The 13,933-nt window shown below is 39.2% G+C and carries 17 protein-coding genes; 12 read left to right on the top strand and 5 right to left on the bottom strand.

From position 1 onward, the window contains the following. Nucleotides 1–129 precede the first annotated feature (129 nt). From PL8927_RS25025 to PL8927_RS25015, 3 genes are all read left to right on the top strand, one after another. Nucleotides 130–348 carry a hypothetical protein gene (locus PL8927_RS25025; protein ID WP_083626248.1) on the top strand — a complete coding sequence of 73 codons (219 nt, stop codon included), beginning with the start codon at nucleotides 130–132 and terminating at the stop codon, nucleotides 346–348. Further along, the gene (locus PL8927_RS25020; RefSeq protein ID WP_083626245.1) at nucleotides 341–754 is read left to right on the top strand and encodes a putative toxin-antitoxin system toxin component, PIN family; all 414 of its coding nucleotides are present in this window, start codon (nucleotides 341–343) and stop codon (nucleotides 752–754) included. Before PL8927_RS25025 ends, PL8927_RS25020 begins: the two co-directional genes overlap by 8 nt. A 196-nt stretch (nucleotides 755–950) precedes the next feature. After that, nucleotides 951–1,697, top strand: coding sequence for a WecB/TagA/CpsF family glycosyltransferase (locus PL8927_RS25015; protein WP_083626243.1), 747 nt, complete (start codon nucleotides 951–953; stop codon nucleotides 1,695–1,697). A 100-nt stretch (nucleotides 1,698–1,797) separates the two neighbouring features. Here PL8927_RS25015 and PL8927_RS25010 read toward each other — a convergent pair whose 3' ends face one another. Then, complete coding sequence (locus tag PL8927_RS25010) at nucleotides 1,798–2,451, bottom strand: pentapeptide repeat-containing protein (RefSeq protein WP_083626240.1); 654 nt, start codon at nucleotides 2,449–2,451, stop codon at nucleotides 1,798–1,800. A 334-nt stretch (nucleotides 2,452–2,785) separates the two neighbouring features. Here PL8927_RS25010 and PL8927_RS25005 point away from each other — a divergent pair, with 334 nt between their 5' ends. The 3 genes from PL8927_RS25005 (at nucleotide 2,786) to PL8927_RS24995 (ending at nucleotide 4,399) form a co-directional block, all read left to right on the top strand. Beyond that, nucleotides 2,786–3,358, top strand: coding sequence for a hypothetical protein (locus PL8927_RS25005; protein ID WP_083626237.1), 573 nt, complete (start codon nucleotides 2,786–2,788; stop codon nucleotides 3,356–3,358). Between the two features lie 208 nt (nucleotides 3,359–3,566). Further along, nucleotides 3,567–4,004 carry a CdiA C-terminal domain-containing protein gene (locus PL8927_RS25000; protein WP_197047549.1) on the top strand — a complete coding sequence of 146 codons (438 nt, stop codon included), beginning with the start codon at nucleotides 3,567–3,569 and terminating at the stop codon, nucleotides 4,002–4,004. An 11-nt stretch (nucleotides 4,005–4,015) separates the two neighbouring features. After that, entirely contained in the window at nucleotides 4,016–4,399 is a 384-nt protein-coding gene (locus PL8927_RS24995; RefSeq protein ID WP_083626235.1) for a hypothetical protein, read from the top strand. A gap of 228 nt (nucleotides 4,400–4,627) precedes the next feature. Here PL8927_RS24995 and PL8927_RS24990 read toward each other — a convergent pair whose 3' ends face one another. Continuing rightward, nucleotides 4,628–5,269, bottom strand: a complete 642-nt coding sequence (locus tag PL8927_RS24990; protein ID WP_083626233.1) for a hypothetical protein — start codon at nucleotides 5,267–5,269, stop codon at nucleotides 4,628–4,630. Between the two features lie 121 nt (nucleotides 5,270–5,390). On the opposite strand from PL8927_RS24990, the gene PL8927_RS24985 reads away from it, so the two are divergent. The 6 genes from PL8927_RS24985 (at nucleotide 5,391) to PL8927_RS24965 (ending at nucleotide 12,152) form a co-directional block, all read left to right on the top strand. Continuing rightward, nucleotides 5,391–6,287, top strand: coding sequence for an ABC transporter permease (locus tag PL8927_RS24985; RefSeq protein ID WP_083626231.1), 897 nt, complete (start codon nucleotides 5,391–5,393; stop codon nucleotides 6,285–6,287). A 217-nt stretch (nucleotides 6,288–6,504) separates the two neighbouring features. Beyond that, nucleotides 6,505–7,581 carry an RNA-guided endonuclease InsQ/TnpB family protein gene (locus PL8927_RS24980; protein WP_231506136.1) on the top strand — a complete coding sequence of 359 codons (1,077 nt, stop codon included), beginning with the start codon at nucleotides 6,505–6,507 and terminating at the stop codon, nucleotides 7,579–7,581. Further along, nucleotides 7,547–7,840 carry a helix-turn-helix domain-containing protein gene (locus PL8927_RS28170; RefSeq protein WP_456319749.1) on the top strand — a complete coding sequence of 98 codons (294 nt, stop codon included), beginning with the start codon at nucleotides 7,547–7,549 and terminating at the stop codon, nucleotides 7,838–7,840. The genes PL8927_RS24980 and PL8927_RS28170 overlap by 35 nt, the downstream gene beginning before the upstream one ends. A gap of 326 nt (nucleotides 7,841–8,166) precedes the next feature. Next, nucleotides 8,167–9,219 carry a DUF3086 domain-containing protein gene (locus PL8927_RS24975; protein WP_231506142.1) on the top strand — a complete coding sequence of 351 codons (1,053 nt, stop codon included), beginning with the start codon at nucleotides 8,167–8,169 and terminating at the stop codon, nucleotides 9,217–9,219. 117 nt (nucleotides 9,220–9,336) lie between these two features. Then, on the top strand, nucleotides 9,337–10,017 hold the full coding sequence (gene plsY, locus PL8927_RS24970; protein ID WP_083626225.1) for a glycerol-3-phosphate 1-O-acyltransferase PlsY: 681 nt from the start codon (nucleotides 9,337–9,339) through the stop codon (nucleotides 10,015–10,017). 140 nt (nucleotides 10,018–10,157) lie between these two features. Further along, a complete protein-coding gene (locus PL8927_RS24965; RefSeq protein WP_083626223.1) occupies nucleotides 10,158–12,152 on the top strand; it encodes an adenylate/guanylate cyclase domain-containing protein in 1,995 nt (664 codons plus the stop codon). 36 nt (nucleotides 12,153–12,188) lie between these two features. Here the strand turns inward: PL8927_RS24965 and PL8927_RS24960 are convergent, their stop codons facing one another. The 3 genes from PL8927_RS24960 to PL8927_RS24950 form a co-directional block, all read right to left on the bottom strand. Further along, complete coding sequence (locus PL8927_RS24960) at nucleotides 12,189–12,680, bottom strand: plastocyanin/azurin family copper-binding protein (protein ID WP_083626221.1); 492 nt, start codon at nucleotides 12,678–12,680, stop codon at nucleotides 12,189–12,191. Nucleotides 12,681–12,944: 264 nt separating this feature from the next. After that, nucleotides 12,945–13,385 (bottom strand): VOC family protein, encoded by a 441-nt coding sequence (locus PL8927_RS24955; RefSeq protein WP_083626219.1) that lies wholly within the window; start codon nucleotides 13,383–13,385, stop codon nucleotides 12,945–12,947. An 11-nt stretch (nucleotides 13,386–13,396) separates the two neighbouring features. After that, nucleotides 13,397–13,903, bottom strand: coding sequence for a TIGR02652 family protein (locus PL8927_RS24950; RefSeq protein WP_407947432.1), 507 nt, complete (start codon nucleotides 13,901–13,903; stop codon nucleotides 13,397–13,399). Nucleotides 13,904–13,933 lie beyond the last annotated feature (30 nt).

The following is a 13,933-nucleotide window of genomic DNA, read 5'->3' as shown; positions in this document are numbered from 1 at the left end:
ATTAATTTATAATAGAGTTAATAACGGTGTAGAAATATTTTTAAAATTGCTATTCTTACCGTAGTTTCTCGTCAGCTTAAGACATTTCAATGGAAACATTAATATTAGGTAATCAATCAGGAGTAACTAATGGAAACAATTACGATTAAAGTTGAGAATGAAGTAGCAAAACTTTACCAAGAAGCTGATATTAATCAACAAGAAAAAGCGATTTGGGTTTGTAGCCTGATTCTGAAAGGCTTATTAAAACCGTCTAGTTTTGATGAGATGGTTAAACAAGTAAGAGAAGAAGCTAAAGTTAATGGTTTAACCCCCGAAATTTTAGCCCATTTATTAGAAGATGAGTAAACTGAGAATTGTTATAGATACGAATATTTTTATTAGTGGTTTGTTGTTACCAGCCTCGAAAGCTCAACAGGTTTTCGATTTCGTGACTGAAAGCCAAATTCTTTTAATGTCTGATAGCACTTTTACCGAAATTTGTCAAACCTTGATACGTCCTAAATTTGATAAATATGTATCTTTAGAGAAAAGGTTAAATTTTATTGGTAGTTTACGACAAAAAGCAGTAATAGTTAATATTACAGAAACAATTACTACTTGTCGAGATCCTAAAGACAATAAATTTTTAGAATTAGCCGTAAGTGGAAAAGCTGATTTAATTATTACAGGAGATCAAGATTTATTGGTATTAAATCCCTTTGGAAATATTGAAATTATTACTGTTAATGAATTTTTGACGAGGTTTAATTAACGTAACACTCAACTACCTGAAAACGAGTCGCTTTTTTCTTCAACTTCCGGTTCACAGTCCAACCCATAAGGAGAAATACCGGATGTCATTGTGTTAGCTGAAGAATTATAAAATTTATGGATTCCTAAAATGTGAAATTTTGGTGACACAATCGGCTAATCTTATAATAATGTGTGTGAGGTTACTAAAGTCGATAATGAGTCAAACTATTTTACCTTATGATTCTAATCTAAACCGTTTTCCGGTTTTGGGTTTACCTGTCCATTTGATTGATAATTATAGTAACTGGTTATTAAAACGTTGGCAACAAGGGTTAGGAACTCATGTGATTACCCTAAATGCAGAAATGGCGATACAGGCGGAAAAAAATACGGAATTAACAGAAATTATTCATTCAGCAGAGTTAGTTATTCCCGATGGTGCGGGAGTGGTGCTTTATTTACAATATAAAGGTAAAAAAATTAAACGGTGTCCGGGAATTGAATTAGCAGAAACCTTAATCAAAAATATTGGTAAATTAGACAATTCTGAAGTTATTTTTTTCTATGGGGGAAAACCGGGAATTGCTCAACAGGCGGCTGATAATATTCAACAAAAATTTCCGAGTCTGGGTATTTCGAGTTATCATGGTTATCTGTCTACTTCAGAAGAAGAAGATTTAAAAATAACTTTAAAAGATTTACAACCGCGATTAATATTAGTGGGTTTGGGTGTTCCTCGTCAGGAATATTGGATTAGTCAAAATCGTCATCTTTGTCCGAATTCGATTTGGATAGGTGTGGGGGGAAGTTTTGATATTTGGTCAGGAATTAAACAACGGGCACCGGAATTTTTTTGTAAATATCATTTAGAATGGTTATATCGATTATATCAAGAACCTTGGCGCTGGCGGCGGATGTTAGCGTTACCGGAATTTGCGATTAAAGTGTTGATTCACCAATAGGATGTTATTGTGGCTATGTTGACAAAGGTTAAGCCTAATTTAACCACAAAGACACAAAGACACAAAGAAGTTGTCAACACTAATCTGCCCATTGCTATATTTAGGAAAGAATAGCCCCGTTTAATTTAGCAAATTTTAGGTCAACTCCGGTTAAATTGGCTCCGGTTAAATTGGCTTTACTGAGGTTTGTTCCTCTTAAATTTGCATAGGATAAATTAGCATTTTGTAGATTTGCTTGAATTAAGGTTGTCCCTCTTAAATTTGCCCCGGTTAAATCGGCTTGATAAAGATTCACTTTGTTTAAATTCGCAAATCTTAAATCACCTTGAGTTAAATCAGCTTCACTCAAATTTGCTCCATATAAATAAGCTCCATTAAAATGAACATTAATGAGTTTGGCATTATTTAAGTCGGTGCGATAGAGATAGGTTTCAATTAATTCTGCACCATTTAATATAGCTGTATTTAGATTGGCTTGACTTAAATTCGCTTGAAATAATACCGCTTCACTGAGGTTTGCGCGTCGCAGTTGAGCTAAACTTAAATCCGCTTTTGTTAGGTTTGCCGAGCTTAAATCCGTTGCAATTAAATTGGCTTTACTTAAATCAGCATCTGCTAAATTAATTCCGTTTAAATCAGCCCCCATTAAATTAGCCTCGCATAAGTCCGGCTGAATATCGGGATTATTTAAACGCCAAATTTGCCAGCGTTGAGTTCCCCACTGTAATAATGTTAAATGTTCTGGATTTGCCATATTTGAGGTTTGAGGCGATCGCCCTGGAGTCGCTGCGAAAGGTTTATGAACAAGAGAAATCTCTGCTGGAACATTTCTAAATTATGTCATTGCGAGGGTAACGAAGCAATCTCAAAGCCTTATTAAACCGTTACCATCCGTAAATCCCGTGAATCTCTGCCGCAAATAGTCAAAAAATTGGTTCAAGCTCAACTGCAACAGTTATAATTTCTGAATGCCCTCACGTCGATCTCAGTTAAACCCATGAGTAACTTTTCAAACATCCCATCTGGTGGAGATCCCCCTGATCGCTTTGGGAATGTAGCTGATATCGAATATGTGGAGTAGATAAATTATGACTCAATCTCCTACGACAATATCAATTGATAGCATTCTCGAACAAGATGCCGAATCTGTACTGATTTGGGTAAAAAAGATATTTTCAAATCAAGCTACCCAACCACAAGAGTTTAACTGGTTATTATTAGCTGATGTTTCCTCTGCTAAGGCTCGGAAAGGTCAAAATAATTCGGATTTACCTGATAGCCAATGGGCAGAAGTAGCCACCACAATTTATGATCGCCTAGCCGATGATGCCGAAAATAAAAAGACAGGAAGTGGCGAGTCTTTTAGGATTTCCTCAATGATGCTGCGGGCTGGCGCGATCGCAAAACTTGGAGTAATTTCCGATCATCCTGTTCTCGATGTTAACTTAATTTTACAATGGTTTTGGGATAACATCAAAGATTCCCTCGAAGATGTGGAAAAAAAGGCCGCGAATTGGAAAATGCTACCCATTGCAGAAATTCGCGAATTAAGACAACTGAAAAATAGATTGAAAGTTATCGCCGCACTCGCTGACAGTGATAAATATGTTTTGGATGAAGCTCTCAAGTCTTGGCTAGACTTGCGGGAGAAACTACCATAAAAGTGCGATCGCCATCAAGTCCAAAAGGAGATAGAATCATGTTTGACTATAAGTTGTAGAAAGTAAACTCCATCAAGTCATTAATATCGTAAAACCACAACTGTCAGAGACTCAAATATATCGGTAATAAAAATATTAATTTAGGCGATTTAAAACGTCCGGGGCGGGATCAGATTATGACACCAGCCCAAATTTTAAGGAACAAAAAATGGTGAATAACGGGACTAACCAAACCCCTGAGCAAAATTCGGCTAATTGTGGCAGTATTGATGAATCAGAAAGAGCTTTTGGTACAACAGAAAAAGCGATCGCGGAATTTCTCGAAAGAGAGGGAAAAAATGTTAAAGCCTTGGCAGAAAAAAACGATGGAGGTAGAAATCCCGATGCTGAGGTAGATGGAAAACCCACTGAATTTAAAAGTCTGGATTTTGGTGCTACAAGCGCAACAGTAAAAAATCAGATCAACAACTCGATTAGACGAGGGGGACAAGCTAGGGATATAATTATAGATGCTAGGACATCTGGGTTGATAGAGTCTGAGGCAGAACGAGGTTTGGAGAGGGCGAAAAATATTACACGCGGAAAAATTGATCGCGTCCGAATTATTGGTGATCGCTATGACATCACTTTTACTGAGTTTCAATAAAGGAGGTTTTTATGTCTCGCACACTAGATATTTTTGTAGACTTTCCCCATAAAATCGAATATTTAATCAAAGAATTAGAGTTTATATTGGATTTAAAATTTGAGCTTTTTTCTGATGGTACTGACAACTGGTATGAGTTTCGTAACTCAACCATCACTCTTACTATAGGAAAGCATGATTTTGAAAACGATCAAGATATCAAATTTGAAGAATACCCTTATAATCTATCAATCAGATCACTAAATATCTCTAATGAATTTGAGAGAAAAAAGTGGTGTGATGATTTTGCTAGTTATGTTTTCCAAAAGTTGAAAGCTACTGAAAGGTATCGTTTAATGATCGTGGATAACTTACAAGTGCAGTTAGAGGAGTTTGTGCCTGTGGTGAAGGTTTGATCAAATATCACGGTACAGACAAGTGCTGAAATCAAAGGGAATATTAAGGTAAGAGTAGAAATAGATTTAAAGAGTTATGAACTCTTGCAAGAAGTGGGCAATATCTTGAACATGGAACGACAAACTTGGGAGATGCTAAAAGTTCAAGTAACTCCTTTGTAGCGTTAATAACTAGATTTCATATAATCAAGCTAAATGTTCTGGATTTGCCATGATTTTTTATCCTATTTATTCAGGATTAAAACTACCTCCATATTCTCGCCCCGAAACATTTTCAATGGCTTCTAAAGCGGCTTTTGATCCGGCGATAATATCTCGTTCTTCTCCCCCTAAATATAACCGTCCAAAACTTCCTACAGCCGTCACTTGTAGAATATTAATTAACGCCGATTTTTCTGCTTCATTAGCTGCTAAAGCCGCATAAGCTGCGGGTTGAACTTCCAAAATATATAAACTTTGACCCCCTAAAATTAATTGACCTCGACGGTTACGATTAATGAGTTGAGCTTGATGGGGGTCAAGGTTACGAATAATTTGACTAGACATAATTTGAGGTTTGAGGCGATCGCTTTCCCGTAATCCTAAAAAGTCCAAAATCGCACGTCCGGCGGTCATTGTGTCCCCTTGACGGCTAGAATGTATTTCTAAAAGGCCATAAAGTCGTTCAATAAACAACACCCCCGGACGCACAGAGGTTGCTTTCAAGGCCACATCCGTAATCCGGTTAATTTCAATTCCAGGTGATACTTCAATCCACAGGGAAGAATCCCCAGGTAAGGGTAAAAACCCCAGTGACACCGTACCAATATAGGCTGCGTGTTGTCTTTGAAGGTTATCTAAATAAACGTAGCTGCGTAATTCTATACCCATTTTCAGTAATCAGGGAACAGGGAACAGGGAACAGGGAACAGGGAATAAATAGTAATCAGTAGAGACTAGCCATGCTTAGTCTGTACACAGCCAACCGTCAACCGTCAACAGTCAACAAACTATGAGTATTGTGGCATTATTTGGGGCGATCGAAACGGGATTACTCTATGCCTTAATTGGTTTAGGGGTGTATTTGTCCTTTCGAGTCTTAGAATTTCCTGATTTAACCGTTGATGGCAGTTTTCCCTTGGGGGGTGCGGTGGCGGCCACTTTAATCCTTCAGGGGGTAAATCCGGCGATCGCAACCTTCATCGCGGGTCTAGCGGGTGCGTTAGCCGGGTTAGTCACCGCTTGGTTAAATGTTCAGCTAAAAATTCTACATTTGTTAGCCAGTATTTTAACGATGATTTCCCTCTATTCAATTAACTTAAGAATTATGGGAAAACCGAATATTGCGTTATTAGGACAACCGACAATTTTAACCCCGTTACAACCTGTTTTTAACTCAATACCTCAATGGCTTGTAATTCCGATCATTTTATTGGCAATTGTCATCGTTATTAAAATCATATTAGATCAATTTCTGAATTCAGAAATCGGGTTAGCAATGCGGGCAACGGGTGCTAATCCCCTGATGGCAAAAGCTCAAGGTATTACAACAGAAGGGATGATTTTATTAGGAATGGCAATCAGTAACGCTTTAGTCGCCTTGGGAGGGGCTTTATTTGCTCAAATTTATGGATTTGCCGATGTCACAATGGGGGTAGGAACGATTGTTTTTGGATTAGCTGCGGTAATTATTGGAGAAACATTTATTACTCCGACAACCGTTATTAAAGCCACATTAGGAGCAATATTAGGATCAGTCATTTATCGAATTGCCGTTGCTTTAGCGTTAAATGCAGATTTTTTAGGATTTCAAGCCCAAGATTTGAATTTAGTTACTGCAATATTAGTAGCATTAGCCTTAGTTTTACCCCAATCTCGCAGTCGTTTAGGAACCTTTTTAAAACGGTAAGCTGATCCCATCTAACCGTAGGATAATATTCTATTCATCATAACCGAACAGATTAACTCACACCGCCGGGAAGTCCTCCGCTCTACAATAACCCAGGTGAGATCTGGGATGAAAGGCGGGTCAACGTAGGTACGGAGTTGGCCCCATCTTGGCGCGATTATCTTTACGGTTTTCGGGAGTATGTAGTAATATATTCAGACCAGGAGGTGCAAATCGAGTGCTACATAAAGCTGTACAAGTCCGTCTGTATCCAACTGCATTGCAAGAAACACTACTAGCTCAGACATTTGGATGTTCGCGCTGGTGGTGGAATTATGCCTTAAATAAATCCATTCAGGTTTATCAAGATACGGGGTTATGGCTGGGAAAGGTAGCACTCAACGCCCTACTTCCTAAGCTCAAAAAAGCCGAGGATACCCTGTGGCTGGCTGATTGTTATAGTCAGGTTTTACAAGCTACAACACTTAATTTAACCACAGCTTACAAAAACTTTTTTGCTCAACGTGCAGGCTTCCCTAAGTTTAAGTCTAAACAAGGTAAACAGTCAATTCAATACCCTCAAAATGTCAAAATTGTTGAGGGGAATGTTAAACTTCCTGGCAATATTGGGATAGTCAAAGCCAAAATACATAGACCGATTGAAGGGAAAATCAAGACTGTAACCGTTAGTCAAACACCATCAGGCAAATATTTGGCATCTATATTGACTGAAATTGAAGGGGAAAACCCTACTGTTTCAGAAGGTAAGATTTACGGGATTGATTTAGGAATCAAACACTTTGCTGTTGTCACTGATGGTGAAAAGGTTTTTAAATACGATAATCCTAAACACCTTGCTAAGTATGAGAAAAATCTCAAACGCAAACAGAAAAAATTAGCCCATAAACAAAAAGGAAGTAAATCCAGAAATAAATCTCGTAAAATTGTTGCCAAAGTCTACGAACGAGTTAGGAATTCCCGGCAAGATTTTTTACATAAACTTAGTTATAAGTTAGTCAGCGATAGCCAAGCTGTGATCGTAGAAAATCTTCATGTCAAAGGCATGGTTCGTAATCACAAGTTGGCGAAAGCAATTTCTGATTGTGGATGGGGAACTTTCACTAATTTCTTAGCTTACAAACTAGGTCGAAAAGGTGGTAAGTTAGTTGAGATAGATAGATGGTTTCCCAGTTCCAAACTCTGTTCTAATTGTTTCTATCAAGTCAGTGAGATGCCTTTAGATGTGAGGGAATGGACTTGTCCTCATTGTGGTAGTGATCATGACCGTGATGGAAACGCCGCGANGAGTATGTAGTAATATATTCAGACCAGGAGGTGCAAATCGAGTGCTACATAAAGCTGTACAAGTCCGTCTGTATCCAACTGCATTGCAAGAAACACTACTAGCTCAGACATTTGGATGTTCGCGCTGGTGGTGGAATTATGCCTTAAATAAATCCATTCAGGTTTATCAAGATACGGGGTTATGGCTGGGAAAGGTAGCACTCAACGCCCTACTTCCTAAGCTCAAAAAAGCCGAGNGCGAAAGCCTAAGTTCTGGCATTCGCCTGTGAGTACAGAAGCCGACACTGTACTTGGTACTCCCAGTCAGTGTGGGTAGTTCACCGCTATACTTTCACTCAGTACATCCCTTTGTGTTTAGACCGGGACTGTCAATTTCATGAATTCAGAAGAAAATCAAATCCGAGATCAAAACAACCTCCCAAAAGGCGATGCTTCTTCCTTCACAGAACCGTCTGTTCCCTCTAATCCAGAAATTGGGGGGAACCCTAGCAATATGAATCCTTTACCGATCGCTGACCCTTGGGAGTCTAACGAATTGCAAACTCCCGAACCAGTATCAATGCCCTCAACAATGCCCACCCTGTCTGAACGCCTAATGTCCGAACCCATAGAAGAAGTGACCACTCAGTTAGGTCAACGGGTAAGCACGTTACAGCGTCAAGAACAAGAACTTCAACAAAAAATTGCTCAATTGCAGGCGACTAACGCCAAAATGCAGCAGGAGCAATTGGCCTTAACTCAGTCGATGGGGAAATTAATCTCCTCAGCGTTAGATCAGTTAGAACAACGTAAACAAACCTTACAAATTGAAGTCGAAAAATTAGAACGTCGCCGCGATCGCATTCAAAAAGAAATGCGAACCTCCTTCGCTGGAGTTTCCCAAGAACTCGCCATCCGCGTCCAAGGATTTAAAGATTATTTAGTCGGGAGTTTACAAGATTTAGTCGCCACGACTGAACAATTGGAACTTTTACCCGAAACTCCTCCCCCAACACCGATAGCAGAGGTTTCTCCACCCCCCCAACCCGTGAGAGGAGACAGGGGAGACAGGGGAGATAGTGGGGACAATTCCCAAACCGCCCCGATCCCGCAATTTTCAGAACAGGGATTTCAGGAACAAACCAAGAGAATTCGCCAACTCCTCGATCAATATCGGAGTTCTCCCGATTATTATGGCGCTCCTTGGCAATTGCGGCGTACCTTTGAACCCATACACGCCAAACGGGTTTCCAATTGGTTCTTTACCCAAGGAGGACGGGGTGCGTTACGGACAATGGGGAGTCGTTTACAAAATATTTTGATTGCTTCGGCGACGATTTCCGTGCTTAGAAATCTCTATGGAAATCGTTTAAGAACCTTGGTTTTAGCCAATACTCCTGAACGTTTGGGAGAGTGGCGACGGGGACTACAAGATTGTTTAGGAATTGATCGCCGCGATTTTGGCCCCGAACAGGGAATTGTATTATTTGAAGAGCCGGAAGTTTTATCTCAAAAAGCTGAACGCCTCGTCAAAGAGGGACGATTACCGTTCATTATTATTGATGATATGGAAGACAAAATTAGTCTATCTTTACTTCAATTTCCCCTGTGGTTAGCCTTCGCTCCCGATCCCCAAACCCAACAACAACAACCAATTGAACGGTTTTAAATCGGGATGTTGACTGTTGACTGTTGACTGTTGACTGTTTCCCCTGCTCCCCCTGCTCCCCCTGTTCCCTGTTCCCTGTTCCCTGTTCCCTATCCTATAAAATAATGGAATTTAAACATGATTGAATGGTTATTAATTAATACGGGATTATTAGTAATAGCTTATTTCCTGGGTTCTATGCCAACGGGATATGCTATAGGACGTTGGTTTTATAACGTTGATATTCTGGCTGAGGGTTCGGGTTCTACAGGTGCAACAAATATCCTCAGAACCTTGGGAAAATTCCCCGCTTTGCTGGTTTTACTAATTGATATTTTAAAAGGAACATCAGCAGTTGCTCTGGTTTTTTGGGTTTATTCCCTTTCCTTAACGTCTGAACTCGCTACAACAGCCGGAATTCAACATCCTGAACAATTGCAATATTGGATAGCGATTCTGGCGGGATTAATTGTTATTATTGGTCATACAAAATCGATTTGGATTGGATGGAGAGGAGGAAAATCCGTTGCTTCAAGTCTGGGAATTTTATTCGCCTTAGATTGGAAATTAGCTTTAGCCACATTAGGGATTTTTGCCCTAGTTTTAGCTATTTCTCGGATTGTTTCCTTAAGTTCGATAGCCGGAGCAATTGGAATTGCGATTTTAATGATTATGACAGGAGAACCCTTACCTTATCAAATATTTGCGATCGCAGGCGGAATTTATGTGATCTGGCGACATCGCAGTAATATTGATCGGATTCTCAAAGGAACAGAACCCAGAGTTGGCGAAAAATTAACCACCCAAGTTCAATCATAAGCTCAACCTTAAAATTCTTCGTTAAGATCAAGTCAACAACTTTTTGATCAAGATTAAGTTCTACCTTTCGATAGAGAACTTATTCCTGTTAAGGTAGGGATTAGGTGCAAATCCAGATTATGGAACCAGGGAGTATCACGATGGCATCTCTATCTCGTCTATTTGGATCAAATCAAAACGCACCTAAACTATCCCTGCGGGTTGTTTTTGTCGTTCCTTTTCTACTCCAAATTTTTGCATCAGTCGGATTAACGGGATGGTTATCTTTTCGCAATGGTTCCATCGCCGTTAATGATTTAGCGACTCAATTAAGAATTGAATTAAGTAACCGTATTCAACAGGAACTCCACACCTATTTAGAAACTCCCCATATTGTTAATCAAATTAATGTTGATACCTTAAAAATGGGATTAATTAATCTCAATAATACTTCCCAAATGGAACGGTATCTCTGGAATCAGTTACAACAATTTCAAACCGCAAGTTATATTGGAATTGGATTGCAAAATGGCTATTATATTGGCGCAAATCGTAACGATGATGGCACAATAGAATTTGATATTGTTGATCAAAGAACATCAGGAAAATTTGAAAAATGGTTAACCAATAATCAAGGCGATCGCAGTCAATTATTGAGTGTTCGAGAGAATTATGATCCGAGGGTTCGTCCTTGGTATAAAGCAGGGGTGAAAGCCGGAAAATCCGTTTGGAGTGAAATTTATGCTTATTTTGGTTCCAGAGTTCTCGTGATTTCAGCTAACCAACCCATTTATAATCAAAAAAAACAGCTATTAGGGGTAGCGAGTACCGATTTAACTTTAGAACGGATTAGTCAATTTCTCAATGGTTTAAAAATTGGCAAAACTGGACAAACTTTTGTGATGGAAAAAAATGGCTATTTAGTCGCTACATCCACCTTAGAAGAAACCTTTATTGTTAATGCTAAAAAAGAGGAAACAGAACGGATCAAAGCCGTTAAAAGTAGTAATCCTTTAACCCAAGCCACCTCTCGTTATTTAGTCGAACATTTTGGTAATTTAGATCAGATTCAACAGTCAACTCAACTTACCTTTGAGATTAATGGTAAACACCAATATCTCCAAGTCACTCCTTTGTCTGATCAACGGGGAATTAATTGGTTAATTGTGGTTGTAGTTCCTGAATCTGATTTTATGGCAGAAATTCATGCTAATAATCAGACTACTATTTTATTATGTTTAGTGGCGTTATTTGTAGCAACATTATGTGGAATTTTGACCGCTCGTTGGATTAGTACGCCGATTTTACGCCTGAGTCAAGCCAGTCAAGCGATCGCCAGTGGAGAACTTGATCAAACGATTCCTGTAGAATCCATTCAAGAATTAGGGATTTTAGCTAATTCTTTTAATACAATGACGCAACAGTTAAAAGCCTCGTTTAATGAGTTAGAAAAAACCAATGCAGAATTAGAAAAACGAGTTGAAGAACGCACGGCGGATTTAAGGTTAGAAAAAGAACGTTCAGAACAATTATTATTAAATATTTTACCCGAAGCCATTGCTGAACAACTCAAACAAGATACAAAAGCGATCGCATCTGCGATTGAAGAAGTTACGATATTATTTGCTGATATTGTCGGATTTACGCCGCTTTCTTCTAAAGTTCCTCCCATAGAATTAGTCGGTGTTCTCAATGAAATGTTCTCCATTTTTGATAATTTAGCCGAACACAATGGATTAGAAAAAATTAAAACCATTGGGGATGCGTATATGGTGGTCGGAGGTTTACCCTTACCCAAACCCAATCATGCAGAAGCGATCGCAGATATGGCGTTAGGAATGCAAGCCGCTATGTCTCATTTTCAAGCGCCTTTAGAACGATTTAATATCGGATCTCAATTTCAAATTAGAATCGGAATTAATACGGGTTCAGTCGTGGCGGGTGTGATTGGAATTAAAAAGTTTATTTATGATTTATGGGGAGATGCAGTTAATATTGCTTCTCGGATGGAATCTTCCGGGGAACCGGGACGCATTCAAGTCACAGAAGCCACCTATGAACGAATTAAACATCAATATAATTTTGAAAAACGGGGTAAAATTTCAATTAAAGGGAAGGGAGAAATGACAACCTATTGGTTAGTTGGGAAAAAATAAAGTTTCGCACCTACAGGATGGATTAAACCCTCATTCTTAAGACTGTTCAGTAATAATAATTTCCCCTTTCATTCCAGCTTCCGTATGTCCGGGGATAGAACAGCGTAAACTATAAGTTCCGGTTCTGATGGGAACGAAGACCCAGGTTGCTTCTCCACCCGGTTTTAATTCTAAATCGTGAATTGCGCCTTTAACTTCTAATTTCCCAGACTCAACTTTTTGCGTCCAACTCATATCCGCAAAATCTTTAGCAGTGAAATAATGTTTACCGGGACTGGGATTTTTTAAGATTAATTTATAGGGTTTTCCGGCTTCAAATTTGAAGTGATCTGGGAAAAATTTTAATTCTCCTGATTCATTACTTAAACTAACGGTAACTTCCGTAGCAGGTTGACGGGATAAATCAACCGCAGCGAAAGCAGGTTGAATCTCAATAGAATTCCATCCTAAAATTAGGATCAATAATAAACACAAACTAACGGAAATTTGCTTAAATAATAATTTAAAATTGAAATTAAATTTGATCATATTTTTTACCTTTTTATTAAGAAAAGATCAGAAGCCCTGTAGACTTCACAGTGTTTGTCTAAGTTTTGGAATAATTATATCAGTAGCCAAGGCAGTTAGGACATAGACTGATGCTGAAACCGCCCGCAGAGAACTCTTTTCCTGCCTGTTCCCTGTTCCCTGTTCCCTGTTCCCTGTTCCCTGTTCCCTACTATATATCAAGTTTTGAAACTTTAAATTCTATATTTTTATGAACGGGACTGTTAGATGATAGGCGTGGGTTATTTAGACAGCCGACAAAATGCGGATAAATTCTAAGGGTAAACCGTCTGTGTCCGCAATAAACATGACTTCATAAACTTGATCTCCGATCATTTGTTGCATGGGTTCTAATAGAATCTTTAACGGTTGGAATAGATTAGGCTGTTCTTCCGTCGCTTGATGCAACTGATGTTTAAGATCATTTAACCAACTGGCTAAATCAGAAACTTGATTTGTTAAATCAAACGAAAGATGATAATAGCCAACATAATGCTCATCGGAAAACGCATCAGGGGCGGGTTTCGGTTGGGGAATTTCAATTAATTCAATTCGACCGTTTAAACCTTCCATCCAACACGCTAAGGTATATCCCGTTGTAAAGCGTTCACAAACCGTAAATCCTAGGATTTCATAAAATGCGATCGCTCGATGAATATTAGCCGTCCGAATTGACGCATGGTGCATGAATTTTCCCCCTATTCAAATAATCGAAAATAGGGATAACGCACGGGAACCCCCTGCTCTTTGTCTAAATTAAAATTAATCACATCCCAACAGGGTTCATCTTTAGCATCGGGGCTAAATTCCACAGGTAAACCGTATAATCTCGGTTGTGTGGTATCTGTCCCATTGCGCCAAGGGGTGCTCCGTTCTAAATAAGCACTGATTAACTCTTGATAGCGTTTAGCGATAATTACACGGGTAGCCCGGTAGCCTTGGGTGTAGAGTCGATCTAACGCTTCATGAATTTCAAACCGAATTCCATCGGGATGAGTATGTTGTCGATACCATTCTCCTTGCCATTCTCGCCAATGACGACCCGATTGCAAATGAACCAACTCACCCGTATTCGGGTCAGCTTCAAAAGCACCATGACGGGGACACAAATAGGTATCCGTCAGCGTAAGGGCAGGAATTTGCTGACGGCAATGGGGACAATTAATCTCTGGGCCAAAAATTGGGTACTGCAAGGCAGAATTCATTATCAAGTGGGTTTTACACCTGGGCTTGTC

The organism is Planktothrix serta PCC 8927 (genome assembly GCF_900010725.2).
In the GTDB taxonomy this organism is placed as follows: domain Bacteria; phylum Cyanobacteriota; class Cyanobacteriia; order Cyanobacteriales; family Microcoleaceae; genus Planktothrix; species Planktothrix serta.
This window is presented reverse-complemented; position numbering and strand designations above follow the sequence as displayed.